This is a genomic window from Armatimonas sp., from assembly GCF_964826245.1.
This window is the reverse complement of sequence record NZ_CBAYMC010000025.1, coordinates 1-25,949: the sequence shown is the minus strand read 5'-3', so window position 1 is coordinate 25,949 and position 25,949 is coordinate 1. Positions and strand designations below refer to the sequence as shown.

The following is a 25,949-nucleotide window of genomic DNA, read 5'->3' as shown; positions in this document are numbered from 1 at the left end:
ACGGACAAAGCCGCGCTCTAGGAGCAAGTTACCACTCTCATGGCGAATATCCTGCCCCCAGCACCAGCACTGCTGATCCAGAAGCAGGCTCCCCTCACGCATCACTTTTGGCGGCACCCGCCAGATTTTCATGATCTGCCCTGACTCACAAACTCCTCGCGGCTGAGAAAGCTGTCTTTGTTGGTGTCGAAGTTTTTAAAGCGTGCCTCGGCTTGTTTGGGATTTGCCTGGTTGCTGGGGCCTTTGAGAAACTCTTCCAGACTGAGTTTGCCGTCTTTGTTGGTGTCTTTCTGGTCAAAGAGGGCGCTGCGCGGGCTGATGCTCGGCGCGGGGGGGAGATTTGCCCCGCTCGGGACGGCGTCTTTGAGGAAGGCGTCGAGGCGCAGGCGTAGCTCCTTGACTTTCTCGGGATGCGACGCGGCGACGTTGTTTTTCTCGCTGATATCGTCGGCGAGGTTGTAGAGCTCCAGCTTGCCTGTCGGCTTTTTGTCTTCGCTGCCCTCTTCTGCGTCTGCCTCCGATGCGCCGACCAGTAGCTTCCAGTCGCCCATGCGTAGTGCGGCGGTTCCGGGTTTGGTGCCCGCCAGCAGAATCGCATCGTGGGGCGAGCGTGCTTTCTTCGTGAGCACGGGCCAGATATCGAGGCCATCCACGGGGAGCTTTTGGGTAGCTGTTGCCCCGGTGAGCTTGACGAGAGTGGGTAGCCAGTCTACGGCATGAAGCGGCTCTTGTAGGGTCTGCCCAGCGGGAATTCTGCCCGGCCAGGTGGCGAAAGCGGCGGCGCGGACACCGCCCTCGTAGATCGTGCCCTTGCCCGCACGGAGTGGCGTGTTCAGGGTCACTCTACCTGGCCCCGGCCCGCCGTTGTCGCTGGAGAAGAGGATCAGCGTGTTCTTGCGGAGCCCTTTTTCATCGAGCGCCGCTACGACCTGCCCAATGGCCTCGTCCACGGCGGCGAGCATTCCTGCAACCGTGCGGCGTGGCTTGGGCAGGCTGGCGTAGGGTTTCTCATAGCTCTCGGGCACCTGGTGCGGTGCGTGAATCCCGTTGAAGGGGACGTAGAGAAAGAGTGGCGTATTGCTCGCCTGGTTTTGAATGAGGCGACAGGCTTCTTTGGCGACTAGGTGCGTAGAATAGCCCTCTTCTTTGAGCGGCTTATCGTCGCGGTACCAGTCGGGCTTGCCATCGCGAAGATGCGTGAAGTAGTCAATCGCGCCAAAGAGATGGCCGTACTGGTGATCAAAGCCACGCTGCGTCGGGGTGTAGCCGGGCTGGTAGTCGCCCAGGTGCCACTTTCCGCAGATCGCGGTGGTGTAGCCGACCTCGTGCAGGGCCTGTGGGAGCAAGCGCTCCGCAAGAGGCAGCCCCCAAGGCGCGTTGGGCCGGACAATGGTGTAGACTCCGGTATGCGTGGCATAGCGCCCCGTGAGAAGCGCCGCGCGCGTCGGGGAGCAGACCGGCTGGACATAGAACGACTTCAAGATCGCGCCCTCTTTGGCGAGCTTGTCTATGTTTGGGGTCTTAATGTCCTTGCCGCCGTTAAAGCCGCAGTCTGCGTAGCCTAGATCGTCCACCAAAAAGTAGATGATATTCGGCTTCTCTGTCTGCGCCGCCGTTGGATGCGTGGGGAGCAAGAGAAGGGGCAGGAGAAGTGCATTCATGGCTCCATTGTGCCTGAAAAAGCGCAACCGGCGCAACCGTAACCAAATAGCCCCAAACTGCGTTACAGTACACGTATATGAACCGCCACCACTTTCTTAGCTATCTCGGTTTGGGGGCCGTCGCGCTGACAGCCACCGCCACCCTCGCCCGCCGCCAGGGCCGCTCGCGTCCGCCGCGCATCGTCATCACCAAGACCAATGCCTATCTCATCGGCAAGATCGAGCCTGTTCTCACGGGTAAGGTCACACAGGTTGTTCCTTCGCCAGATGGTCGCTATGTTCTCATCACCCAAGCCCTGCATCCCGAACCCACCGATGAGATCAAAGAGCCTTTCGGCGAAGAAAAACTCTGGCTCTACGACGCGCTTCGCCGCACGACCAAACTCTTTCATCGTGTGCAAGACGAACCCACCCAGACCCGGCAGGGCTTGATGGCACTTTCCTGGTTCCCCGGCACCAAGCGAGCACTTGTCGCTCAGATAAGTATGAAAATGGAGCCTCTGGCTCCCGAGAGAGTTCCTGAGATGAAGTCTCAGCTAGGGATTTGCGATGTTGATCGTGGGACAATTCGCTGGTTGAGTGGACTACCCTCTTTATTTGCCTCTGTCCGAGAAGTAAAAGGGATCTCCGGCTTCTTAGTAATATGGGGGCCAGATGAGGTTTCTCAGTCACGCGTCTACTGTGTTTTGAAGCCCGATGGAACTTTTACCCCGCTTGCCAAAATAGTTTCAAGTGCATCGATTAGAGTTTCAGGGGTCTCCCTGGATAAGAAACGTCTGTTTCTACGTGCGACTAACTTTGAAAAAGTCGCAGAACGCTTTGTGCGTCAGGAAAAGTGGTCAACACTTGAGCTTTCTTCAGGCACAATCATTCCATTAACCGAAGCCCCAAAAGAAAAAGAGATGATTGCTAATGTGGAAGAATCAGCACCAAAACTTGCTCTCACGTTGCGCAGCGATGCCGCCCGCGTGACTGGGCTGGCAGGACGTAGCGCTGATACCAACGCACTCTGGCTAGAGGCAAGCGAGCTTGGTCCCGAGAAGAAGTTTACCCGCGCTCTGGTCGCAGCCGAAGCGGACTCGCAAAGTGTCCAGCTCCTCCGTGATCTCTCCGCCGTGCTCTATACCCACGACGACGCGCTCTACGCGGCTCCGATTGCGTCGTTGGATCGAGTTGCCTTTGAGAAGATGATGCGCGAGCTGGCCATCAGCAATGCCAAGCAGACAGGGCTAGGGCTGATGATGTACGCCCAGGACTACGACGAGAACTTCCCGCACGATCCAAGCAATGTCAAAGAGGTGATCTATCCCTACATCAAAAGCAACGACGTGATTGCGGACTTTGTCTACACCTACAAAGGCCCGCTGGAGCTGAGCAAGGTAGAGAAGCCCGCTGAGACAGCGATGGGCTACATTCCGAGCCCCGGAGGTCGCGCTGTGGTCTATGCCGATGGTCATGTGAAATGGGAGCCGACGCCCGAAAAATAGAGGTTTTTACACAGGTTCTTAGATAAATACGCGCATGCGGATCGCAGATCGGCTGGCAGCGACACGACGCAGCCCCGAGCACTGTCGAGCCGCTAATCGCGCTCTCGATTGTGGCCGTTGGGGTGGACACGCTTCTCGCCAAGCCCGGCGGGCTGTGTCACCGTGATCCTGCTCGGGGCCTTCTGGTTCTTACAGCGGATTGGCTAGCTACTTCGCAGGAAGGCCGAGCTTGAGGCGGGCGGCGAGTAAGCCATGCTCGCGTACCCCAGCAGCATCGAGCTCCAGGGCGGCTAGGAGCGAGCCGCCGCCGTGGCCGGTGAGCTTGGTCTGAATCTCCTCGAAAAGCCCCGCAAGAGCAGAGACACGACAGGTTTTCTGCGCTTCGTAGAGGGCCCCAAGAGCGGCTTCGGGTTCATCTATATGGCTGAAAGCAGCTCCTTGCCAGTGGCGCGCGGTGCCCTGGTTCTGGGAGTCGTTGAGGTTACCAAAGTGGGTCGCGGCCTCTTCCAACAAAAGTGCGGCCCGTGCGGGGTCTTCGACAAGCGTGATGCGCCCGAGGACAAGTAAGGCGCAGGCAAACCCCTCGCGGTTCTGCGCGGTGCGGGCGACGGAAAGCCCTCGTTCGGCGAGATCAAAGGCGGGATCGGTTTGGTGGTTGCGCAGATGACTGAGAGCAAGAGCCAAGAGAACGCCCGTGGGCCCCAGTGCGGCTTGTGGTGGCTGAGGGAGGTCTACGGCCACCTGGTAGCGGTCTTCCTCTTCGGTGGCGAGGCCGGAGCGCAGGAGGACGTCCATTGAGCGCTGCCAGCCCTTGCCCCAGCTTACTTCAAGGTCTTCTGCTTGTGCGCCCGTGGCAAAGAGCGAGAGCACGCCTAGTAAGCGCCCCACTCCCTCAGGCAGGCGGTCGAGAAGGAGATCGCGGGTGAGGATCAGCGGGGTGGTGCCTCCCCCGTGCAGTGTAAGAGCGGTGAGCTGTGTCTCCAAGCGGACACGAAGCGCAGAGAGGGGCTCGGTTTCCAGAAGCGCTGCCGTGAGTCGGACGGTCTGTGGATTGCCGTCCAGCAGGCGGGCCAGCGAGGCGCTCTCATCGGGGTCGAGCTCCGTGCGTGTCCAGCCGACGAGAAGCCGACGAGCATCGCTAAAAGAGAGGGGAGGGAGCTCTAGGGTGTGTTCTTGCGGCAGGCCCAGGGCGGTGCGTGCGGTCACCAAGAGATGGAGTGAGGGGAAGCGCTCTAGGAGGCCAGGGGCAAGCGAGGTTTCCAGGCCATCTAGGATAAAAAGAGCACTCTCACTGCCCGTCGGAACATGCTGGGCGAGGACCTCTTGCACAGCGCGGGCACGGGTGACTCCGCGTAGGCTCACCCAGAAGACTCCCGCGGGGAACGCTCCCGCCTCCGCGAGGCGCTGTGCGGCGGCACGGACGAGAGTGGTCTTACCCACACCAGCATCGCCATGCAAGGTAACCAGACGTGAGGCACAGGTGGCACGCACCAATGCCCCTAGTACTTCGTCCCTCCCTACCAGCTTATCTGCGAACGCCCGCAACCGAGCAAACGCTGCCTCTCTCGCCGAACCTTGCAAATTAACGTCCCATCATGGAGTGCTTCACTATCCCGAAGCAACCGAGTAGTCATTGTAGCATGAGGATGTTTAGTTTGCAGGGTATACTGACGCCGCGATGCCTCTCTCTTTGCGACATGTCACACAGCTTTCTCATGCCGCCGTGGCAAACTGGACAGCGCACGAGCTTTTGGAGCACTACGTCTTAGAGGCTGCCAAGGCAACGGGAGCCACACGTGCCTTTGTCGCACTTGCGGAGGCAGAGGCGGGCGGGCTGGTTCTACTGGCGACCTCGGGGGCGGGCTGGACCGATGAAGCGCGGCAAAACCGTCTCTCAGAGAAAGACCGCACCAGCACGATCACGTCGCTAGTGGCCCGCACAGGCGCTCCCGTACGGGTCGCCGATGCCCCTGCCGATGTTCCTGGCTATGTCTCTTTCTTCCCCGGAATTCGCTCGGTTTTGGCCGTGCCCATCTCCCTAGAGCGCGATGAGCGTGTCCGAGGCGTGCTGAACTTGGAGTCCGACCGGGTGGATGCCTTCACGGAAGAGCAGGAGGCCTTTGCCCAAACGCTCGCAGACTTGGCGGCGCTCCGGCTTTCGATGGATGATTTAAGAGAGCGTGAGGCGGCGCTGGTTCAGATCGGCAAAGAGCTCTCGGGTACGGCGGACTCCGAGGCGATGCTAGAGCGCGTCGTGGAGATCACCAGTCAGGTGCTCCGCGCCGAGGAGTGCTCGCTCTATTTTTTAGACCAGGCCCACCAGCACCTGACTCTCGCCGCCACCCGTGGCAAGGGCGTGCGGCCTGCGCGCAAAGAGTACGCGCTGGGCAATGGTCAGACGGGCATGGTGGCCGAGACGAGCGCTGTGGTGCGCGATCTGGATGAGATGCGGGCGTTTCTCGGAGTTCCGATTCCGTCGGTGGCGGGAACGGTTGGGGTACTTCGGGTGATTCGCAAAGAGTCCAGCTCGCCCTGGTTCCCTAATGACTTCACGGATGCTGAAGAGGAGGCGCTGCTGATGATCGCGGCCCAAGTCGGGGCAGCGATGGACAACGCGCGGCTCTTTGCCCGCCTGATGCAGTCCGAGCGCATGGCCACTTGGGGCGAGATGAGCGCGATGTCGAGCCACATGATCGGCAACCGGGTCTTTGCCATTAAAGGCGATCTTAATGAGCTGGAGTACGTGGCGCAGAGTGGCGGCGAGGTCAAGCCTCTGGTCGAGGGAATGAAGCGGGGGATTTTTCGGCTAGAGGAGCTCCTGGCCGAGTTCCGGGACTTTGTCCGTGCGGGCAACCTCGCCCCTACTCCCGGTGACGCGACAGAGCTGGTACAAGTCGCCCTCACGGAGACCTTTCCCAGGCGCAGTGTGGTCACTCTGGAGCGCAACTTCGCCGCAGCACCCCTGCCCGTTCTCGCCGATGGTGCCAAGCTCAAGCGGGCCTTCTCGGAGCTGATTGAGAACGCGGTCACGTTTATGGAGGCGAAAGGCGGAGGGACACTCACCGTGACAAGCCGAAAGGTCTCGCGGCGTGAGCTGCTCCCGATTCGTATGGCACTTCACCGCAGTGACTACGCCCTTCTCACGTTTCAAGACAATGGCCCCGGAATCCCCCTAAGCGAGAAAGAAAGAATCTTTCGCCCCTTTGTGACGTCGCGGGCACGGGGTATGGGGCTGGGGCTAGCGATTGTAAAGGGCATTATCGAGGCGCACCACGGTGGCATTATCGAGACGGGCACGGAAGGTCAGGGGGCGCTCTTTGAGATCGCGTTGCCCTTAAAGTCACAAAAAGGGGTAAAATAGCGAGCTATGATTCGAATATTAGTGGTAGATGATGAAGATGAGGTTCGAGCGGCACTGGCTCGGCGGCTGGAGCGTGAGGGCTATGCGGTGACAACGGCGGGCTCTGAAGCTGAGGGGCTCAATGCCCTCAAGACAGTCGAGCACCCCTACGACATTGTGGTGACGGACATGAACATGGGCGACCCAAACTCAGGGATGCACGTTCTGGAGGGAGCCGCCTCACGCGATGTCTTCACCGAGGTGATCGTGCTGACCGCCTACGGAAATGTCGCCAATGCAGTGGAGTGCATGCGGCGCGGCGCGTTTGACTATATCGAGAAGAACATGCCAGGCATCGATGTTTTTGAGCTGCTGGTCATGAAGCTGGAGCAAGCCTGCCAGCGCCGCCGCCAGTCCGTGGGCACCGTCCGTCGCCTCGAAGAGTTCCACAAACGCCACGCGGAGTAGGCTAAACTTTAATCTTCCGCCAGCGGCCCTGGCGGAAGACGAAGATCGTGCAGATTCCCTGGATCATGGTCGAGAGGCTCATGGCCCACCAGGCACCGGTCATGCCGAAGTGCTGAAGCAGAAACCAGGCGAGGGGAAGGCGGATGAGCACCATGGTTACAGCAGTGAGAACTGTGGGACTGAGAGTCTCTCCCGCCCCTTGAAGCGCCCCGATCAGCCCCATTCCTAGCGCGAGAAACGGCTCGGAGAGCGCGGCGATCTTCAAATACGACACCGTGAGAGCCAGCGTCTCGTCTACTTTGGCGTTCCGGGCGGCATCCTCGCCGTGCTGGAGAAAGAAGCGGGCAAAGGGCTCGGCGAAAACATAGCAGACCACACCCATCACGCTCATCACGGCAATCGCCTGCCAGGTCGCGGCCCACGCGGCGGCATTAGCCCGCTTGATATTGCCCGCCCCCAAGTTCTGGCCTACAAATGCCGCTGACGCAATCGAGTAGCCAAAGCCCGGCATGAACGCAATGCTCTCAAAGAGCAGGCCGACGCCTAGCGCCGCAATTGCAGCGCCACCGGCGGCGGTGCGGGCGATCATGCCCTGAAAAACCAGCATCGAGCCCACGCGAATCAGCTGCTGGAGCGCCGCCAAAAGCCCGATCTTGAGGATGCGCCCTGCCCAGGTGGCATCGAGCTTCCAGGGGCCACCTAAGCCCGCCGAGACTGGGCTCTGCCTCAGGAACCAGACCGTGAGAGCCAGCGCGAGCACCTGGGAACAGACCATGGCAAGCGCCCCGCCCATAATCCCGATGCGCGGAATCAGGAGCATATTGCCGATCGCATGCACGCCCACAGAGCCCAGCGTCACGTAGAAGGGCCGCGTGGTGTCGCCCAGGCCCCGGAAAACTCCGCCGAGGATCATCACCAGAAACTGCACGGGCTGCCCAAAGGCCATGACCAGTAAGTAGGGCTCCGCCAGCGGGATCGCGTTTTTATCCAAGCCTTGGAGAATCAGCAGGGGGTGACGCACCAGCACGAGTACGGCACAGACCACCATAGAGATCAGAAGGCTGAGAAGAATAGACTGACGTGTCACCGAGGAGGCATCGTGGAGGGACTGGGCGGACTCTTCGGGAGCCTGTGCCTTGCTCGCCCCAATAAAGCGCCCTACCAGCGCTGTGGTGCCGGTCGAGACCGCCATCGCCGCCGCGAGAAGTAGCCACATCCACGACGTACACACCGTCACTGCCGCCAGCGCATCAGGGCCAAGCTTGCTGATAAAGAAGCGATCCAGAAAGCCGTTAAACGTCTGCACCAGCATCATTGCCACGGAGGGCATCGCCACCAGAAAGACCCCTCGCGCCAGTGGCCCCTCCAGAATCATCCCTTGCCGGGCATCTTTACTCATCGTCGTCCTTTACCAGACTGAGCCGTAATGCCCCCGGCTTTAGCCGTGGGCATATAAGGCGAAAATTTGTTTAACATCTTAGAACCGCACGATGGCGCCGTCCCCTGCCGCACCGACCTTGGCCTTGAGCTCGCCCGAGAGTGCTTCGTAGCCGGGTTTGGCCAGCAGGCCGAACATGTTCTTTTTGTACGCCTCGACGCCGGGCTGGTCGAAGGGATTCACGCCCATTAAGTAGCCGCTGATGCCACAGGCACACTCGAAGAAGTAGAGCAAGAAGCCGAGGTGGTAGGCATCGAGCTTGGGCAGGCGAAGCGTGAGGCTGGGGACGCCGCCCTCGCGGTGGGCGAGCGCGGTGGCCTGGTAGGCCGCGTGGTTGATCGCCGTCAGCTCCTGGCCCACTAAGTAGCCTAGCTCATCGGCGTTGTCGCCCTTGGGGAGCGTGAGCGAGGGCTCGCCGTCTTCGATAATCAGAAACGTCTCAATAAGGGCACGGCGGCCTTCCTGGAAGTACTGGCCCATCGAGTGCAGATCCGTGGTGAACTCCACCGACGACGGATAGAGTGCCATGTTGTTCTTGCCCTCGCTCTCGCCAAAGAGCTGCTTCCACCACTCCAGAACAAAGTGCAGGCGCGGCTCGAAGCTGGCGAGTGCCTCGATCAGAAAGCCCTGCTGGTAGAGGAGATTTCGTGCGGCAGCGTAGAAGAGTATGGGATTCTTGGCGGGGTCGGGCTCGGCACTTGCGCGAGCACAGGCGATAGCGCCACGCTGGAGCTCGCGGATGTCAATGCCTGCGTAGGCGAGGGGCAGCAAGCCTACGGGAGAGAGCACTGAGTAGCGCCCGCCGATACTGTCCTCGATTGGGAGTGTTCGCCAGCCCGCGCCGCCCGCGACTTTTCGGAGCGCTCCTTTGTGCTTATCTGTGGTGGCGACAATGCAGCCCGGCTCGGCCAGCTCACGGAAGATGCGAAAGGCGACGGCAGGCTCGGTGGTGGTGCCGGACTTGCTGATGGCATTGACCGCCAGCTTCTTGCCCTTCACCCGCGCCAGCAGCTCGGTGTGATAGCGCGACGAGAGATTCTGCCCCGCAAACTCCACCGTGCGATCTCCCCCTAGCGCCTCAATCACGGCACGTGCTCCTAGGTACGAGCCGCCAATCCCCACCGAGATCAGCACATCGGTGCGGGCACGCAGGTCGTTGGCGATATCCTCGATCTCATCGAGCAGGGCATCGTCGGCCATGGCGGCAGGATCGAGCCAGCCCAGAAAGTCAGAGCCGGCACCCGTGCCTTGGGTTAGAGTAGCGTGGGCAAGGGCAAGGCGCTCGGTCTGTTGGGCGACCAGCTCAGGAGTGATATTAGGGGCGAGATACGCGGCATCAAGTGAAAGCATAGCTCCCTATGATACCCGTGATTACTGGTGAGAGTCTATGCCGCTTTGCGCTTGCGGAGGCGGGCAGGCAGGATGCGCTCGATCCCTCGGTACTTGGCTACCGTGCGACGTGCCAGCGGGAAGCCTTGCTCGGTCAGAATTGCCGCGATGTCGTCGTCGGAGTAGGGGCGGTTGCTATCTTCACCTGAAATCAGGTTAAGAAGCGCCTCACGGACGGCCTGGGAGTTGCCAAAGAACGCGTCCAGAGGAAGAATCTCCCCACTGGGAAGCTGTGCCCACTTGTCGGCCACCGCGCGGCTGATCACGGACTCATCCAGCTTGAGCTTCTCGGCCAGCGCTTGCCGGGTGAGAGGCTTCAGAAACGCACGGTTGCGTGTCTCTAAAAAACCGAGCTGCACCTGGGCAATCTCCTTGGCGATAGCGCGCAGGGTTCGGCCCCGGCGCGAGACTCCAGCCATGAAGTTCTGGGCACGATCTACATGGTCGCGAATATAGCGGCGCATCGCCTCGTCAGAGTGGCCGTCCTCACCCTCGGCAAGGCGCTTCCAGAGAGGAGCCACGGAGACGGCTTGCTCAAAGTCACGCGCTAGCTCGACAATAAAGCCCGCTTCGGTGCGAATAAACAAAATATCGGGGCGCACCAGCGGCGTGCTGATCTGGCCACGGTGCTCACTGGGGCGAAAGAGTGCTCCCGGGTAGGGAGAGAGTGCCTGCTGCAAAAACTGTAGCGCACGGGTCACTTCTGCCGGGCTCACCTTGAGCCGGGTCGCAATTCGGTCTTCGCGGCGTGCCACGAGCTCGTCCCAGCAGCGGGTTAAGACGCGGCGGGCAAGTGGGTTGCCCTCGCCTGCCTGGTCCAAGTAGTCAATCTGGAGCTGGAGGCACTCTTTTAGCTCGCGCGCTCCTACGCCTGCCGGGTCCATTTTCTGAAGTGCTTTTACGGCGGCTTCCACTTGGGCGCGTGACAGCCGGAACCGCTCCGCGACTTCGTCGCTCTCGGCCACGAGATAGCCACGGTCGTCCACGTTCTCAATTAGATAGCGTAGCACCTCCTCGGAGACCTCACCGCGCACCTGGCCCACTTGGGCTCGCAGATGCTCTCGTAGCGTCAGGTTGTAGGCCACACGCTCCATTGGGTCTTCATCATCGAGACCACCGCCCATCATTTGTAGAATTGGCTGTGTGCGCTCTGCGGAGGCGGGAAGCTCATTTTGTTTGCCCCCGATGGCCACGGTTAAGGGGGGAGACTCACCCGACGACGGATTGATGGAGAGCCCCGAGAGTGCCTCGCTCTCATGCGTCTCCAGTGCCGGATTTTCCGCCAGCTCCCGCTCCAGCGCCACCTCCAGCTCCTCGGTTGTCCAGGCGAGAATCTCGCTGGCAAGGATCTGGCGGGGGTCTATCCGCTGGGTCTGCTGCTGCCGGGTATCAATTGTTTGAGTTAGTCTCATTCTGCCACTGGCAAAGATTTTCGGCAGAATGAGACAGGATTTTTACTGCGGAGAAAGGGGGAGCTTAGAGAACGGCAATCGCCTCGATCTCCACGAGTGCTCCCAAGGGAAGCGCCGCCACCGCAAAAGTCGAGCGCGCCGGTCGGACGCCCTCGCTAAAGTGCGCTGCATAGATTGCATTGAGCTCCGCAAAGCGGCTCATATCGCCTGAGAGAAAGATCGTGGTCTTGACGATATTGTCCAGCGAGCCACCTGCAGCCTCAACCAAGGCCTTAATTCCCGCAATCGCGCCCTCGACTTGTGCGGCAAACTCCGCGTGAGGCTGCTTTGTCTCCGGGTCTAGCCCGAGCTGCCCGGAGATAAAGACCATATCGCCCACACGCACCGCAGGGGTGTAAGGTGCACCGGGGACTGCCGCACCCGCCCCATAAAGAGGATGTTTTTCCAAAGTATCGTTTCCTTTCTGAACCTAAAGAGAATACCCAGCAAGGGTAAGAATCTGTTAGCTCTGAGGCTAAATGTAGGGTACATAAAAACCGACACTTACGTATTATAAGACAATCATGTTCACTATTTTAGAGGTAGTGCTGGCCTTAGTGGTGCTGATGTTCATGGCCGATAGAAGCTACCAGATCATGTCGTTCCAGAAAGTCAACACGACTCTAAACTAGCCACTCCAAGTCATTGTCACATGGGGGCCGACCGTAGGAACATCAAAAATAGCCCCCTCCGTCTGCCAGCCGGATTTTTCGTAGAACCCCATGGCGCTCACGCGGGCGTTGCACCAGAGAGGCAGGCCACGCTGATTCGCGTGCACCTGCACTGCCTCCAGCACCGCCCGCCCCACCCCCTTGCCCTGCCACTCAGGAGCCGTCGCCATGCCACGGAGCTGCAAGCGGCCCTCTTTTTCGATCACCGTGGCACAGCCAATCACACACCCTGACGCATCTATTGCCGCAAAGTGTGCACTGCCCTCTGCCTCGTCTTCGGCGAAGCGTGCGGTGCTCTCCGGGCGGCCCGGACGGAGCACTTGCCAGCGCAGGGCAATCAGCACATCTGCCGTTGTTTCCTTTATCGTGAACATGGGGCTATACTACCCTTTAGATAAGTGGAGTGAGGGAACCAATGATTGAGTGAGGGTATCGTGATTCGCGCGGGACGGGGTCTCTACTCGGTGCAGACCGATACGGGGCGCATCTTGCCTTGCCGCCTGCGGGGAAACTTGAAGAAGCGCTTTACCTACTCCGAGACAGCAAGCCATGTCCGGCGAGTAGAGAAGACGAAAAAACTGGCGGAGACCAATCCTATCGCGGTGGGAGATCGGGTCGAAATCGAGGTCTCCGAGTCAGGCACCGAGGGCGTGATTGAGGTCGTGCAACCTCGTCGTCGTGCGCTGGTGCGCCGCTCAGGCAACGAGCGTGAGCGCCAGACTTTAGTGGCGAACTTAGAGCTGGCCGTGATTGTCTTCTCCGCCGCCGAGCCACGCCCCGATCTCTTCAAGCTGGATCGTTTTCTCGTACTCGCCGAGGACAGTGAGCTAGATATCCTGATTCTCCTCAATAAAGCCGACCTCGCCGATCCCGCAGAGCTGAGCGAGGCCCTCGCCGAGTACCGTGAGATTGGCTACGAGATTATCACCACGAGCCGGATCACCGGCGAGGGCATTGAGGCGCTCCGTGCCAAGCTCAAGGGCCGCCTCTCCGCGTTTTGTGGGCCGTCGGGAGTGGGAAAGTCCTCGCTCCTCAACTCCGTCCAGCCGGGCCTGCGCCTGAAAGTGGGTGAGACGAGCGAGATTACCCACGCGGGAAGGCACACAACCGTGCAAGCGGAGCTACTGACACTAGAGATTGGGGGCTGGGTCGCAGACACACCGGGCCTGCGCCAAGTGGAGTTCTGGGACTTGCTCCCTGAAGATGTCGCCTTCTGCTTCCCCGAGCTCGCGCCCCTGATGGGCTACTGCAAGTTCGCCAACTGCCGCCACCGAACCGAACCCGGCTGCGCCGTCCGCGCCGCCCTAGACGAAAAACGCGTCAGCCCCCGACGTTACCAAAGCTATCTACAGATGACCGAAGAGCCCACAGGAAGAAATTAAAGCGGAAGCTTTCTCACCCGAATCTTTAAGGTTTCATCAATGCTAGCGACTGCGCCTCGGGCTAGTTCCTCGGAGATTGCTTCCAGAACTTGTGGAATCAGCACGACCATTTGTTCCGTTCTTAGCCCTTGTATACGAATGCGAACAACGGAAGGGGCGCTGGCTTCTGACATTCCAATCTCACCGGTGTGAAGAACATCAAATCCTTCTAAGCGCAATAACTCCGCACTACGCCGAGGAAGCCCCTGATCCAGCAAAAGTCTCATGGGACTAAAGAAATCACACGATCTTCCAGACGTGTGGCAGAAAAAAGAAGAGCTTGTCGAATGTCTTCCTCATCAAGTTCAGGATATTCCTGCAACAGTTCTGCCCGATCAGGGTAGGTACTTAGAACCTCTAAAACACGACGGACAGTGAGGCGTAGATTGCGAATACAAGGCTGTCCATTCATACGATCTGTATTCGTCGTAATGCGATCTAAAGTCATGAGGGGCTCCCGTCTTTGGATTTCATTTTATCATCGTGTTGATTTGGCCGACGATGTGATTTCCACTTTGGATAATCTGGAGGGTGTCTTCATTTAGTGAGCTTGTGGAAACAAGTATTTCATCCTGGCACAGCCCGATGCTACTTTCATACAGCATCATTTGACAAAGCCTCAGGCCCATAAAAACGAGACTCAAACCGAGCAGAAAACCACCACGACGCTTTGCTTTTTTGAGTATGGTTCTAAGGTTGACCATTATCGCAGTGTACCCCTAGTAAAGATTGGGAGCGCAACGCGCTATAATAGCCTCTGAGCATGAACGACTGGAAACGATTTTTTGAGGCCCTTGGGCCAGAGCGCTACTTAACCGAGGGATTCACACAGCACACGCTGGCCGAGGTGGATTTTGTTTTGGATGTCTGTGACCTTGCGCCTGGCGCGCGGGTTCTGGACATGGGCTGTGGCCCCGGACGGCACGCGCTAGAGCTGGCACGTCGTGGCTTTCATGTGACGGGCGTTGACTTCACGGAGAAGTTTATTGAGTTTGCCCAAGAGAGTGCCGCCGCCGAGAAGCTGACCGAGAGCGCCGAGTTTGTGCTCGCCGATGCCCGTGACTTTGTGCGCCCACTAGCCTTTGATGCCGCCGTATGCCTCTGTGAGGGAGCCTTTGCCTTGCTCCAGACCGATGAAGACAATGTGCGGGTTCTGCGCCATATCGCCGCGAGCTTGAAGCCGGGCGCGCCGTTCTTGCTCACCACACTCAATGGCTACCGCACCATCCGACGAGCCGGTACGGAGACCACCCTCGACCCGCTGACCATGATAGAAACCTGGCCCGGAGATGACTCTGGCGAGCTGCAAGGGCGGCACTATATCGTCCCCGAGCTGGTCAAGATGCACGAGGCTGCCGGACTCCATGTGGAGCATACCTGGGGGGGCACGGCAGGCCGCTGGGCCCGCCGCACCCTAGACTGGGACGAGATCGAGGTCATGTTCCTCTCGCGTAAAGCCTAGCTAGCCGTAACATCGCCACCGTCTGCCGCGCCGTGACTTTAGTAAGGCCCCGTGTTTCTGGGGGAGGAGAGTACTCCGGTCTATAAGTTTTTTTCTGCAGAGTGGAACAATTCTGGGGAGACAATCGTACTAATAACCAGCGCATGTCCTCCTTTTCACTCTCCATCGGACGTGGTGGAAGCCCGACCCTCAGACTGAGGGTCGGGTTTATTTTTGTCTCTAAGGAGTGAATTTGCAAGGATTGCGAAATATTTTGAAATACTGGGAACAAGAAAAAAAGAGTGATGTTAGGAGTATCAGATTGGGAGGAGCGCGTCCTCCCACAAAATCTCAAACCAAGTTCTAAGGATAGATGTTCCCATGAAAAAGTATTTCGTTCTGGCCGCGCTTGCGCTTGCCGCTCTTGCCCCGATGCGTCCCGTACTTGCACAGGATAAGACCATCGTTGAGATCGCCGCAGGGAATGCGGACTTCTCGACCCTGGTTTCTCTCGTCAAGGCCGCTGGTCTGGCTGAGACTCTGAGTGGCACAGGCCCGTTCACTGTCTTTGCGCCGACGAACGCCGCTTTCGCCAAGGTGCCGAAGTCGGTTCTCGACAAGCTGGGCAAGAACCCGGCAGCGCTGAAGGCCGTTCTGACATACCATGTCGTGGCGGGTAAAGTCATGGCCGCGGATGTGGTCAAGCTCAAGAGTGGCACCAAGGTCAAGACCGTGAACGGCGCTTCGGTCACCGTGGGTACCAAGGGTGGCGTGACGGTGGACAAGGCCAAAGTGGTCAAGACCGATATCGTCGGTAGCAATGGCGTGATCCACGTGATTGATAGCGTGATCCTGCCCAAGGGCCTGAAGCTCTAGGCACTTCCCCTCCTCCCCTGCCCCTCCTCCCAATCCTGGGAGGAGGGGTTTTCTTATTTTTTGAGGAGCGAGATCGCTTTCTCAAGCTGGGGATCTTTGCCCGCGAAGTACTCGGGCGTGCTCCAGGGGACGAGATAGTCGGGCTTCTCTCCGGTATTTTCAAGCGATGTCCCATTGGTGCGCCAGACTCCCTGGAACGGCATGCGAGCGCCTGTGCCATCCACCAGACCTAGACCAAATGTCCAGATGACGTAGCCCGGGGTGGGCTCACCGACCAGCTTGGCGAGGCCGGTAGCGCGCATGCCGTAGGGGAACATCTCCGCATTGGAGAACGAGGAGTCGCCCATGAGCACGACAATGGGCTTGTTCCATGGCTGGCGGCCCTCTAGAATTGGAGCAGGGACAACATAGCCGCCGCGTGGCGAGTTGGTGGCGTAGGGTTTGAAGCCAAGCCAGGAGATGAGCGTGTCACCGATATTGCCCCCACCATTCTCCCGGACGTCTATAATCATCGCGTCCTTGCCCTCCGCCCACTCATAGAACTCGCGGACAAACTGCTGCTGGTTGGAGCCGCCCATGCCCGAGATATGGACATAGCCCACTTTCCCCTCGGACTGCTGCTCGACGAGCTTGCTGCGGGACTCGATCCGGTTGCGGTAGTGCAGGTCGCTCCACTCGCCGCCGCTCACCGCTTTGTAGGTCACGGTGCGGGCTCCCTCGCGGCTGGGCTTGTCATTCACCAGCAGGGTGAAGTCGCGCTCGCCTTTATCATTGAGGACTTTGTAGAGATCTTCGCTCAGCGTGACATCCACGTTATCTACCGCAAGAATATACTCACCGGGCTTGAGCCTTGTCTTTTCATAGCTGCCCGGAGCGCGCTTGGGGATGTCCTTGATCCGAATTCCTGGCCCGATATAGCTATAGTCAAAATACACCCCGAGCTGAGCGGAGCTAGAGCCAATAATGCTTCCGGGGGCAGGGCTCACTTCTGAGTGGCTCGCCTCCAGCTCCCCAAGCAGCAGATTTCCCAGATTTGCCATCTCCTCACGCGTCCCCACGCTCTCCAGCATCGGCTCGTAGAGTGCCTTGAGGGCGGCGAAGTCACGGCCATGGAAGTTCGGATCGTAGAAGCGGGTGTTGTAGCTACGCCAGAGCTGGTTGAAAGCGGCCTGTCGCAAAGCGCGAAGGTTTTGGATGTAGCTTGCACCAAAGCCCACGAGGCTCGGCTGCGCTCCAGGAACGCGAGGCTTGAGGGTAAAGAGCTGTCCCCCTCGGGAGAAATAGGCCGTATCGCCTGCTGCACTCAGGCGCAGGTTGCCCAGGCCTCCCGTAAACGTGAGCTGGCGGGTATCTTTGCCATCGTAAGAAGCGGAGAAAAGATTCCCCCCTGAGAGAAAATAAAGCGCACCATCGGAGTCTACAGCCTGGAGATCATCGTCGGGGTTCTGGCCGCTGAGCTTACGCAGGCGGTAGTGGATGTCCTCGAAGTCAATGGTCACCTGGACGGGCTCACCGGGCTTGATGTACTTGAGCTCCAGCTCTGCGGTGCGTGCCTCCTCGCGAGTCAGCGGAAGCGCCCAGAGGCCGCCACCGCCGTCGCGGTTGCTGGAAAAGTAGAGATAGCGCCCGTCGGCAGACCAAGTCGGCTCGCTATGGAAGGCATTGAGCCGGGTCACATTGATCGGGTTGGTGCCATCGGCCTTGGCGATATAGAGATTGGTTCCCCCGGACTCTCGCCCCCGCCGGGTGAAGGCCAGCCAGCGCATGTCCGGTGACCAGGAGAACATATTCTGACTATCCCCCGCAATGGCGAGCACGCGTTTGGGCGGCGACGATAGATCGGTTGGGCTGGTGTAGAATCCGGCTCCTTCTTCCTCTTTGCCTGCGACCCAGAAACCTAGGAGCTTGCCATCGGGGGAGATCGTGGGACTCTTGGCATCGGACTTTCCAGTCCAGATCGGCTTGATCGCCTTGCTGGCTACCTCCATGGCAAAGACACGCTCGTTGCCGTTGCGATCCGAGACAAAAAAGAGAGTCTTACCGTCCTTGCTCCAGTTGATATCGTGATCCGTGCCGGGGTAGGTTGTCAGCCGCGTGGCTTCGTCGGCGTTGCGCCCCTTGGCTTTCTCGACGGGGATCGTCCAGAGCTCCTCTTTTAAAACAAAGGCAAAGGTCTTGCCATCAGGGCTAATCTCGGCCTCTGTGACTTCGTTGCTGTTGATCACAGAGCGCTGCTCCGAGTTGCTCTTGTCATCGCCGCCACAGAGAAGCGAGATTTTTTGCGGCTCTTTTGCCCCGGCCTTGAGCAGGTAGAGATCCGTGCCGTGCTCAAAGGCAATGTCGCCAGACTTGCGGGCGACCGTGGGAAAGCGAACGGCACTGCCGACAAACTGTGTGAGCTGCTTTGGCTTGCCGCCGCCTTCGGCGGGAAAGACCCAGAGATTGGGCGTGCGCTTGGGGTTATCGTCGAGCTTGGTGGGGACTTTCCCGAGTAGAGTCACGCTGGGGCTCTCGTTGCCATACGTGACACAGACCAGGCTCTTGCCATCCGGCAGGAAGCGGGGATAGAGATGCTGGCGGCCATCATCCGCCAGGGGCGTATTTTTCCCGGTCTTGGTGTCCAGCGTCCAGAGCTGCGCCGCGCCGGAGCCACTGTAGCGGGGACGGGTCCAGGGGAAGCCGTTGCGCTCGTAGGCCAGGCGGCTGCCATCTGAGGAGTACGTGGGGCGGTTGATGCTCTTGAAGTCCTCCGTGAGCTTGGTGAAGCGCAGGGTGGCGAGATCAAGCGAGAAGATCGAGTCGTGGGGCGTGTCGCGCTGGCTGACAAAGAGCAGGCTCTTGCCATCAGGCGACCAGTCACTCAGCGACTCCCGGCCTCCGGCAATCGTGAGCTGCTTGGGCGTCCCCCCCTCGGTCGGTACCACCCAGATATCTGAGGATCCCGTGCGGTTGCTCTGAAACGCGATCCACTTGCCATCGGGCGAGAACACGGGGTAGGCATCGTACTCCGCGTGGGTCGTCACCGCGTAGGCCCGCCCTCCACTACTGCTAGCCACCCAGATATCGCCGCGCCAGACAAAAGCCAGCTTGGAGCCATCGGGCGAGAGCGCGGGCATCCGCGCCCCTACTACAGGTTTGTTCTCCGGAGCCGGAAGCTGAGCAAGTGTTGCTGTTGCGGGCGCAAAGCAGAGAGCAAGAAAAAGCGAGTGTCGCAGGGTTTGCATGGGAAGGATTGTACCTGCGATTTCTTTCCAGGATATTGCTTAGGGAGCTGCTTTCATCAGTGCCTCGATCTCGTCTATCTCAAAGGGCACTTGGTTTGTGAGCACTTCGTAGCCAGTTTCCGTGATGACGATGGTGTCCTCGACTCGGATGTAGAGCTTCTCCTCAGGGACCCAGAGCATGGGGTCAATGGAGATCACCAGTCCCACTTGCATCGGTGCGTTAAAGTACGAGCCGACATCGTGCACGGCCATGCCCACGGGGTGTGAGAGATGCCCTCGGAACGTCAGTGCTTTCTGTGCGGCCTCCGCGTAGATTGGCTTGGAGAACGGTGTGCTCTCGACAACCGGGCGCATCTCCTCAGCGGCTTCTGCGAGTAGCTCTTGCGGCAGAGCGCCGGGGCGCAGGCGCTTGAGAACGGCCTTGTGGTACTGGACGATAAAGCCATAGAGCTCGCGCTGGGCCGGGCTGAACGTCCCGTTAATCGGCCACATCCGCCCGATATCGCTGGTGTAGTTGCAGACATCGGGCGCGTAGTCCATGAGCACTAGGTCGCCATCGGTGAGCGGGCAGTCGTTGCGGTTGTAGTGACCGTCCCAGATATTCTCGCCGCTGGCGATAATCGCGCAGTAGCCCTCACGTCGCGCCCCGTTCTCGCGGTAGAGCCGGTCTGCAACCGCGCTTAGGGTGTACTCGTGCTGGCCGGGCTGGGTGGTCTGAATCGCCTCTTTCACCGCCAGCGCCGTGAGCTTGCCGGTGAAGCGCATCAGCTCGATCTCACGGGGGCTCTTGATGAGCCGCATTGCATCCAGAGTCGGGCTGAGATCGCATAGCTCGGCCTGAGGGGCGACCGTGCGGAGCCGCGCCCGAAAGCGCTCTTCACGGCTGATCTCGCCGTCCCAAGGGTCTTTGGCGACCGTGCGGGCGTAGAGCTGCAAGACATCACGACACTCCACCCGGCCTTCGGTAGGCGCGTGAGGCGTGTGGAGCACCGACACTCCTGCCAGCGCTGCCTCCAGGCTCTCTAAATCCGCAGTGGTCTCTATCCCCGTGCCTTCTGCTACGCCACCGGGCAGAAAGAGCGTCGTTTTACGCGTGGTGCCATCCAGCAGCAGATACGCCTGAGGGACTTCCACCCCACAGAGATAGAAAAACTCATTGGTCTGACGGAAGACCTCAAAGCCGCGCACGGGGCCGCCGCCTTGAAGGATCGCATGGGCACCAGGGCCGATATGGTCAAAGATCGCGGCGCGGCGCGTGGCGAACTCGTCGAGGGGAAACCAGCGGAGGGTCTGGGGGGTGAGCGGAGGATGCGTGGTCATAAACGTTACTTTCCTACGGGAGCCGCTGTGCGAAAGGCGCGGCTGGAGATGCTGACGGAGTTGCCATCGGGGTCTTTGGTGTTGGCGAAGGCGTAGCCATTGGCCTGGTGCGTGCTCCCAAACTCCAGCCCGAGCGCTACCGAGCTTGCCTTAAACGCCTCGACATCCGGCACCGAAAAGCTCAGCTTCACCCCCACCTGCCCCAGCTTCACACTCTTAGCTGCTTGGTGGATCAGAATACTCGCCCCGCCCATCGGAGCCGTCAGCTCGATCAATCCCTCGACCACCTCGCCGGTTGTCGTGAAGCCAAAGTAGCGCTCGTAAAACGCCGCGGTGCGCTGTATATCGCGGGCATAGAGGATGATGGTGTTGAGAAGTGGATTCATAACGGAAACTATACTCGAAGCCGACTTGCTTGCCCGGAAAGCCCGTCAGGACTATACCAAAGTAACCGGAGTTTTCTGCCGCCAGGCAACGTAGTCGAAGCTCCAGCGGTAGTTTTGTGAGAACTGCTTGCCACCCCAGACCTCGGGCCAGCCGTGAACCACGCCATCGGCGAAGATCTTGTCGCCTGCTTCTAGAAAATACGCCGTGCCGGTCTCGTGCCAGAGCCAGCCGTAGACGGGGACAATAAGCAGGTTGATCGCGGGCCAGTAGGTGGTGGGGTTTCCGGTGTTGGCGATAAAAGCGTGGTTGGGGGCGCTGTAGCACTTGTCGTAGGTGAGCCGCGCAACCGCTTCGAGCTTCGTGCGGATTTTGTCTTTATCGGCTTGGGCGGTGCCGGGCTGCTGGTAGACCTCGATCAGGGCCTCGGCGGTCAGGGCGAACATGAAGGGCTGGAACTTGGCACCGGGCTCGCCGGGGTAGGGGCTGGCGGGGTAGCCTTGCAGATAGGCGCGCCAGGTATCGAGCTGGAAGTAGGCGATATCTAAATACGGGTCGCGTCCGGCAAACTCTGAGTCCCCAAGCGCCTTGGCCGCGCTCCACGCTTCAATCGCATAGGCGATCTCCCGGCTGGCGTCCACGAAGGAGGGAGTTCTGAGCCAGCCTGCGAACTCGGCCCTGTGCTGCGGCTGCGAGAACTTCCCACGTCGTGCGATAAGAAGCACCTCTTGCTTGGCGGTGGCGTCGTTGTCCTCGGTGGCATCGAGCAGAAACCCCTTGGTGAAGTTGCGCCAGCCGTCTACGTAGTGCCCCACGGTCGGGCAGGTGACATACGAGCGGTAGTAGAGGCGGCACTTCTTGGCGGCCTCCAGCCAGCTCCGATCTTTTGTGTAGCGGGCGATCTGCCGAAAGACCCGGTTGCCGTCGTAGTACCACACCAGCCCCTCATTGAGCGCCTTGCAGCTAGGGCGCGTGCAGGCGCTGTGGTCTACTGCACCGGGTTGGGCGGCGATAATCTTGGCGCAGTCGGTCATGTGCGCCTCCCAAGCGGCGAGCTGGGGAATCGGCTTGAGTTTCATTGGAGCTGGGCCTGCATGATCGTGCAGCGCGCCACGCAGATATCGCGCAGGGAGATCACTTCGTCCAGCGTGATGCGCAGATCAGGGAAGGCGGTGCGAAACGTCTGAAAGATGTGCTTGAAGCTCGCCGGGCCACGCGCCGTATTTCCCTCCGCACCCCTGAGTCCGTGGGTCATGCCTTCCTCGGCAAGAAGCTTGTCAATGGCGTCTTCACACCCTTGGTTCCCGACTAACTCGTACCGGGCACGTAAAACAGACTCGGGGTCTTGTAGCACTGTCAGCACTCCTCAAACGTTTGCGACACTATACCATTTTATGGTTCTAGGGAACCTTGAGAGACAGGCGCAGGATCGAGAACTCAGCGGGACGAGCTGGGGCCAGCCCGACCTCGATAATCAGCCGGCCCGCCGTAACATCCTGCGCGGTCATGGTTGTGCCCAGCCCCACTTTCACAAAGAAGGCGTGCTCGGGCTTAGTCCCCATCAGCGCGCCCTGCCGCCAGAGACCTATTAAGAAGCTCTCGATCAGGCCACGCGCTCTTGCCCAGGTATTGGCATTGTTGGGCTCAAGTGCCAGCCCTGCCGTGCCAACGCGCAGAGATTCTTCTACCATCGAAAAGAGCCGCCGAACCGGGACATAGCGCCACTCGTTGTCCGTGACCGCCAGGGTTCGCGAGCCCCAGACCAGGATGCCCTTGCCCGCAAACACGCGCAGGGCGTTGAGTTTCTCCTGCTCCCGCTCGGTATAGACCTCGGAAAGGCCGACGATCCCACGCACCTCGGTGTTGGCGGGAGCTTTCCAGACCCCACGCTCCCGATCGACTCGTGCGTAGATACCCGCCACCGCGCCGCTGGCAGGAAGGGTCTCGCCACCCGCGAGCTGGAGCCATGGCCCATAGAGCGCCCCGTACGAGAGATTGTCGCCGGTGAGGGGGGCCTGAAGCGGTAGGCTGGTCGCGGTGGGGACATCGAGAATGCAGAAACGGTTGTGTTGCTTGGCGCAGTGTGCCAGCGCGGCGAGCTGAACTTTTTGCAGCTCCGCAGGGCTTAGCAAGACAGCATCAGGCAGCACCAACAGGGCAGGCTCGGGGAGCTTCGCTAGCGCAGTGAGGGCATCGAGAAACGGCGCTGCGCTCCCGGCCTTACGCGAACCGAGCGAGTAGACATAGGCTATCTCCCCGCCGTTGAGAAAAAACAAGCTCAGCGACTCGGTCAGGTAGCCAGGAAGCGTGCTCAGCGCAATCCGCGAGCCTGTAAGCACTTTTCCAAAGAGCCTCTGGAACTCCGCCAGCGAGGCCACTTTCTGAAAACCCACCGGGCCTTTGGCAGTGTGCCCGATAAACGCCGTGATCGCAGTGGGCACCGGCGAGATATTTTGGGGAAAGGACATGAGCAACACTATACCCGTTGGTCATCAACGACAGTAGCACCTCGGGTTAGGTGGCTGGGTTGTGATGGTGAAAGACAAAGTAGCTGCCATAGAGAAAGCCTGAGATGAGGAAGTGCCCTAGAAAGATGCCTAGGTCGGTGAACATCCCGGAGACATGGGTGGTACGGATGACCGCGCCGCTGTAGGTGCTCATCATCGCGTTCTGGAGGCCATAGGGACCATGCCCCCGACAAACGCCAGTGCCCAGGTTCCCGACCACACCCACTTTGGTAGCTTTGAAATTATCCCTTACCAGTATAGGCAATCTCGGGGCGAGCGCTTGTCGCTTAGTTTGGAAAGGTACGGTCGATCTCCGCGCCGAGTCCCACCAGTGACCAGAAAGCGGAATTTATGAAACCTGTCTGGTTCTGAGGACTCCAACTCGTGCAGGAGAACCCTGACCGATGTTTCGTGCGAGCTTGCTCTTGCTTCCCTTGCTTCCCTTGGCCTTTGCGGCGGCGGTGCCGCAAAAATCGGCGCGTAAGCCTGTTGTCACAAAGCCGACGCCGAAACCAGCCCCCAAAGCGGGGGTAAAGCCGACACCCAAGCCTGCCTCAGCGGCCAAGCCAGTGCTTCCGACACCGGCAGCAGTGGACCCGAAGCAGCTTCAGCAGGTACTGGCAGGGGCGGGGGCTGCAGCCCCCGCGACGGAGTCGGGGCTAACGAGTGCGATGGTAGAGGCAGTGGCGGCGGGCAAGGGGCGGATTGACTACGGTCAGGGATTTGCTCGTGCGATTGGGCTGGGGGCGCTCCCGCCGCCAAGCCTGAGCCACTCACGGGCGCAAGACACGCTCACGGCGCGCGATGCCGCTCTCACCGATGCCTTGCGAACCCTCTCAATGTCGGTGCAGCAGGTGCGGGTGAGCGCCAGTAGCCGCGTCAGCAACTACACCCTTAAGTCCGATGAAGTCCGGGTGAAGCTGGCGGGGCTGATTAAGAACGCGGAAGTCATTGAGGAAAAGCTTCTTGCGGAGGCGGGGATCTATCGGGTGATTGTGCAGGTGCCGCTGGCGGGGGCGGGCTCAGTGGCGGAGGTGGTTGGGGTGGCCATCGAGAGTAAGGCAAGTATCGAGACAGAGAGCTCCCGTGAGCCCAAAAGTCCCTATGCTCCTGGTGCGCCTGCACCCGGTGGCGTGCTCTACACGGGCCTGATCGTGGACTGCCGCGGCCTGGATCTCACTTCGTCGCCCTCGCCCAAGCTGTGGAGTGAGCGCGGCGACGAAGTCTTTGGGACGATTAGTGTGAGCAATGACTTTCTGCAAGACCAGGGGATTGTTGCCTACCCACGCTCTTTAGAGAGTGCCCAGTCCTGCCCTCGGATCGGTTCCCGTCCGCTGATTATCCGCGCCCGTCGCTGCCGGGACGCGGCCCGCTGTGAGCCCCTGATCTCCGCCAACGATGCCCAGCGCATTCGAGAGGCCAACGCGGAGAGCAAGTTTCTGGAGCGCTGCGCCGTCGTCTTTGTCACCGACCCGTAGCCGACACTCTACGGCCCCTCGATTCCTGGAATCCTCACGGCGAGCAGCTTGGTGAAGAGACGCTCGGGTCGAATCGCGATATTCTCAAAGGTGAACCCTACAAAGACACAGTGGGCCGCACCGATCTTGTTGGCCGTCGCCACAGGTACCGCACGCTCCCCTTTGCTATCCGGGTTGAGAAGTGCCGTCGCCACGACTTGGGCGGTGGAGGCATTGATCGGGCTAAGCTGCGCCTCGGCGGGGCCGCGCCCCATCACCACGGTTTTCCCTGCAACATCCAGATCCGCCTCGGCAAAGCGCTTGAGGAGCCCCTGGCCGCCCGAGGCCCCAATGTAGCGCTTTAGAAACGTGCTCTCGGTGACAATCCACTTGTCTTCGTTGGACTTGGCGCTAGGAACATAGCCCTGGATATTGCTGATGTAGCCCGGCGCAAAGAGTAGTAGTGTCCGTCCTTCGCCCTCGTCGAGATAGGCACGGAGATTGGACTCATCCACGCCTCCCACGGTCGCATTGCCATCGGGGTTGCCGCCGTAGCTGGTGCCACAGTACCAAAGAACCACATCATAGGGCAGGAGCGCATCCACGTTGGGGCCTGGTTTCTGGGAGTCTACCGTCACGAAATCGTAGACGAGGGCTCGCTGGCCATTGCCGCGCTCTAAAAGCGTGCGAAAGGTCTTATCGGCGGGTGAGAGCACTTTGGGATCCCCGCCCGAGCGGTTATTATCCGTAAAGTCGTCGTCTACCAGAAGCGTCCGCGCTTTTGAGCGAATCAGTAGGAGTGGTGCGGTGACACTTTTCCCAGCCACGCTGGCCTGCACCTGAAGCTTGTACTCCCCAAGTTTCAAACCCGAGAGCCCGGTGAGGGTCAGCGTGTAGATATTTTCGTCGCGTCGGGCAAAGCTCCCCACGACTCCCTCGGGGGCATTGCTCAGAGTAAAGGCGAGCTCTCCCTTGAGAGCTGCGGGACGGCGGACGGTGATGGTGAGTGGCGGCGGGGCGTAGAACGAGACCCCGACTTCCACACTCTTGGGGAGGGTGAGCGAAAAGCCCGTGCCTGTGGTTACCGGAGGGCCAAGAGGCGTCTCTTTATCCCTCACGACGGCGGTTCCCACTGGTGTGGGGGGAACCACCGCTGGGGGCTGTGTGGAAGGAGCCACCGTTGGGGGCACCACGGGATCGCCCAGCTTAATCGACTCTGTTGTCAACGAGGGAATCGCAATAATGGCCGCTCGCTTCGCCCCCGGTTCCACTAGCCGTAGCTTGATAGGCTTTTGAATTTTCAGGGCCTTAAAGATGAGAAGGCCACGCATAGACTCGCCGGGAGCGACTTCCTGGTTGAGAGAGATCTTGGCGCCTAGGGAGAGATAGTCGGTCTGCCAATCTAGCTTCTGAC

General features: G+C 59.9%; 24 protein-coding genes and 1 pseudogene. 7 read left to right on the top strand and 18 right to left on the bottom strand.

The window, feature by feature from the left end:
* Window positions 1-128 precede the first annotated feature (128 nt).
* Window positions 129-1,661 carry a sulfatase-like hydrolase/transferase gene (locus tag AC1XOS_RS04265; RefSeq protein WP_481960976.1) on the bottom strand — a complete coding sequence of 511 codons (1,533 nt, stop codon included), beginning with the start codon at window positions 1,659-1,661 and terminating at the stop codon, window positions 129-131.
* Window positions 1,662-1,738: 77 nt separating this feature from the next.
* Between AC1XOS_RS04265 and AC1XOS_RS04260 the strand changes: the two genes are divergently transcribed.
* Window positions 1,739-3,148 (top strand): hypothetical protein, encoded by a 1,410-nt coding sequence (locus AC1XOS_RS04260; RefSeq protein WP_481960975.1) that lies wholly within the window; start codon window positions 1,739-1,741, stop codon window positions 3,146-3,148.
* 207 nt (window positions 3,149-3,355) lie between these two features.
* Here the strand turns inward: AC1XOS_RS04260 and AC1XOS_RS04255 are convergent, their stop codons facing one another.
* Entirely contained in the window at window positions 3,356-4,693 is a 1,338-nt protein-coding gene (locus tag AC1XOS_RS04255; protein ID WP_481960974.1) for an AAA family ATPase, read from the bottom strand.
* 133 nt (window positions 4,694-4,826) lie between these two features.
* Between AC1XOS_RS04255 and AC1XOS_RS04250 the strand changes: the two genes are divergently transcribed.
* Together AC1XOS_RS04250 and AC1XOS_RS04245 are read left to right on the top strand one after the other, a co-directional pair.
* Window positions 4,827-6,509, top strand: a complete 1,683-nt coding sequence (locus AC1XOS_RS04250; protein ID WP_481960973.1) for a sensor histidine kinase — start codon at window positions 4,827-4,829, stop codon at window positions 6,507-6,509.
* Window positions 6,510-6,515: 6 nt separating this feature from the next.
* Entirely contained in the window at window positions 6,516-6,956 is a 441-nt protein-coding gene (locus tag AC1XOS_RS04245) for a response regulator (protein WP_481960972.1), read from the top strand.
* Window position 6,957: 1 nt separating this feature from the next.
* On the opposite strand, the gene AC1XOS_RS04240 is transcribed toward AC1XOS_RS04245, so the two are convergent.
* The 5 genes from AC1XOS_RS04240 to AC1XOS_RS04220 form a co-directional block, all read right to left on the bottom strand.
* Entirely contained in the window at window positions 6,958-8,355 is a 1,398-nt protein-coding gene (locus AC1XOS_RS04240; protein WP_481960971.1) for an MATE family efflux transporter, read from the bottom strand.
* A gap of 78 nt (window positions 8,356-8,433) precedes the next feature.
* On the bottom strand, window positions 8,434-9,744 hold the full coding sequence (locus AC1XOS_RS04235; protein WP_481960970.1) for a glucose-6-phosphate isomerase: 1,311 nt from the start codon (window positions 9,742-9,744) through the stop codon (window positions 8,434-8,436).
* Between the two features lie 35 nt (window positions 9,745-9,779).
* Entirely contained in the window at window positions 9,780-11,195 is a 1,416-nt protein-coding gene (locus AC1XOS_RS04230; protein WP_481960969.1) for an RNA polymerase factor sigma-54, read from the bottom strand.
* A 64-nt stretch (window positions 11,196-11,259) separates the two neighbouring features.
* Window positions 11,260-11,643 carry a RidA family protein gene (locus AC1XOS_RS04225; protein WP_481960968.1) on the bottom strand — a complete coding sequence of 128 codons (384 nt, stop codon included), beginning with the start codon at window positions 11,641-11,643 and terminating at the stop codon, window positions 11,260-11,262.
* A 219-nt stretch (window positions 11,644-11,862) separates the two neighbouring features.
* Window positions 11,863-12,279, bottom strand: a complete 417-nt coding sequence (locus tag AC1XOS_RS04220) for a GNAT family N-acetyltransferase (protein WP_481960967.1) — start codon at window positions 12,277-12,279, stop codon at window positions 11,863-11,865.
* 45 nt (window positions 12,280-12,324) lie between these two features.
* On the opposite strand from AC1XOS_RS04220, the gene rsgA reads away from it, so the two are divergent.
* Window positions 12,325-13,287 (top strand): ribosome small subunit-dependent GTPase A, encoded by a 963-nt coding sequence (gene rsgA, locus AC1XOS_RS04215; RefSeq protein WP_481960966.1) that lies wholly within the window; start codon window positions 12,325-12,327, stop codon window positions 13,285-13,287.
* Here rsgA and AC1XOS_RS04210 read toward each other — a convergent pair.
* From AC1XOS_RS04210 to AC1XOS_RS04200, 3 genes are read right to left on the bottom strand one after another with little or no spacing between them, the layout of a single operon-like run.
* Window positions 13,284-13,553, bottom strand: coding sequence for a DUF5615 family PIN-like protein (locus tag AC1XOS_RS04210; protein ID WP_481960965.1), 270 nt, complete (start codon window positions 13,551-13,553; stop codon window positions 13,284-13,286). The two genes, rsgA and AC1XOS_RS04210, sit on opposite strands and share 4 nt — an antisense overlap.
* Window positions 13,550-13,774 (bottom strand): DUF433 domain-containing protein, encoded by a 225-nt coding sequence (locus AC1XOS_RS04205; RefSeq protein WP_481960964.1) that lies wholly within the window; start codon window positions 13,772-13,774, stop codon window positions 13,550-13,552. The genes AC1XOS_RS04210 and AC1XOS_RS04205 overlap by 4 nt, the downstream gene beginning before the upstream one ends.
* A gap of 22 nt (window positions 13,775-13,796) precedes the next feature.
* Window positions 13,797-14,030 (bottom strand): hypothetical protein, encoded by a 234-nt coding sequence (locus AC1XOS_RS04200; protein WP_481960963.1) that lies wholly within the window; start codon window positions 14,028-14,030, stop codon window positions 13,797-13,799.
* 59 nt (window positions 14,031-14,089) lie between these two features.
* Here AC1XOS_RS04200 and AC1XOS_RS04195 point away from each other — a divergent pair, with 59 nt between their 5' ends.
* Together AC1XOS_RS04195 and AC1XOS_RS04190 are read left to right on the top strand one after the other, a co-directional pair.
* Complete coding sequence (locus AC1XOS_RS04195) at window positions 14,090-14,788, top strand: SAM-dependent methyltransferase (RefSeq protein WP_481960962.1); 699 nt, start codon at window positions 14,090-14,092, stop codon at window positions 14,786-14,788.
* 360 nt (window positions 14,789-15,148) lie between these two features.
* Window positions 15,149-15,643 (top strand): fasciclin domain-containing protein, encoded by a 495-nt coding sequence (locus AC1XOS_RS04190; RefSeq protein ID WP_481960961.1) that lies wholly within the window; start codon window positions 15,149-15,151, stop codon window positions 15,641-15,643.
* A gap of 53 nt (window positions 15,644-15,696) precedes the next feature.
* Here the strand turns inward: AC1XOS_RS04190 and AC1XOS_RS04185 are convergent, their stop codons facing one another.
* From AC1XOS_RS04185 to AC1XOS_RS04155, 7 genes and pseudogenes are all read right to left on the bottom strand, one after another.
* Window positions 15,697-18,867, bottom strand: a complete 3,171-nt coding sequence (locus AC1XOS_RS04185) for a S41 family peptidase (protein WP_481960960.1) — start codon at window positions 18,865-18,867, stop codon at window positions 15,697-15,699.
* 39 nt (window positions 18,868-18,906) lie between these two features.
* Window positions 18,907-20,187 carry an aminopeptidase P N-terminal domain-containing protein gene (locus tag AC1XOS_RS04180; protein ID WP_481960959.1) on the bottom strand — a complete coding sequence of 427 codons (1,281 nt, stop codon included), beginning with the start codon at window positions 20,185-20,187 and terminating at the stop codon, window positions 18,907-18,909.
* 5 nt (window positions 20,188-20,192) lie between these two features.
* Entirely contained in the window at window positions 20,193-20,573 is a 381-nt protein-coding gene (locus tag AC1XOS_RS04175; RefSeq protein WP_481960958.1) for a VOC family protein, read from the bottom strand.
* A 51-nt stretch (window positions 20,574-20,624) separates the two neighbouring features.
* Window positions 20,625-21,650 (bottom strand): hypothetical protein, encoded by a 1,026-nt coding sequence (locus tag AC1XOS_RS04170; protein WP_481960957.1) that lies wholly within the window; start codon window positions 21,648-21,650, stop codon window positions 20,625-20,627.
* Window positions 21,647-21,934: an ester cyclase gene (locus AC1XOS_RS04165; RefSeq protein WP_481960956.1), complete on the bottom strand. Its 288-nt coding sequence runs from the start codon at window positions 21,932-21,934 to the stop codon at window positions 21,647-21,649. Before AC1XOS_RS04165 ends, AC1XOS_RS04170 begins: the two co-directional genes overlap by 4 nt.
* Before the next feature lie 37 nt (window positions 21,935-21,971).
* Complete coding sequence (locus tag AC1XOS_RS04160) at window positions 21,972-23,039, bottom strand: phage tail sheath family protein (RefSeq protein ID WP_481960955.1); 1,068 nt, start codon at window positions 23,037-23,039, stop codon at window positions 21,972-21,974.
* Between the two features lie 106 nt (window positions 23,040-23,145).
* A pseudogene (locus AC1XOS_RS04155) lies at window positions 23,146-23,250 on the bottom strand (DUF1275 family protein); the annotation flags it as partial.
* A 232-nt stretch (window positions 23,251-23,482) separates the two neighbouring features.
* Here AC1XOS_RS04155 and AC1XOS_RS04150 point away from each other — a divergent pair.
* A complete protein-coding gene (locus AC1XOS_RS04150; RefSeq protein ID WP_481960954.1) occupies window positions 23,483-24,556 on the top strand; it encodes a hypothetical protein in 1,074 nt (357 codons plus the stop codon).
* Window positions 24,557-24,564: 8 nt separating this feature from the next.
* Here AC1XOS_RS04150 and AC1XOS_RS04145 read toward each other — a convergent pair.
* Window positions 24,565-25,949: hypothetical protein (locus AC1XOS_RS04145; RefSeq protein WP_481960953.1), on the bottom strand; the 1,385-nt coding region annotated here is incomplete at its 5' end.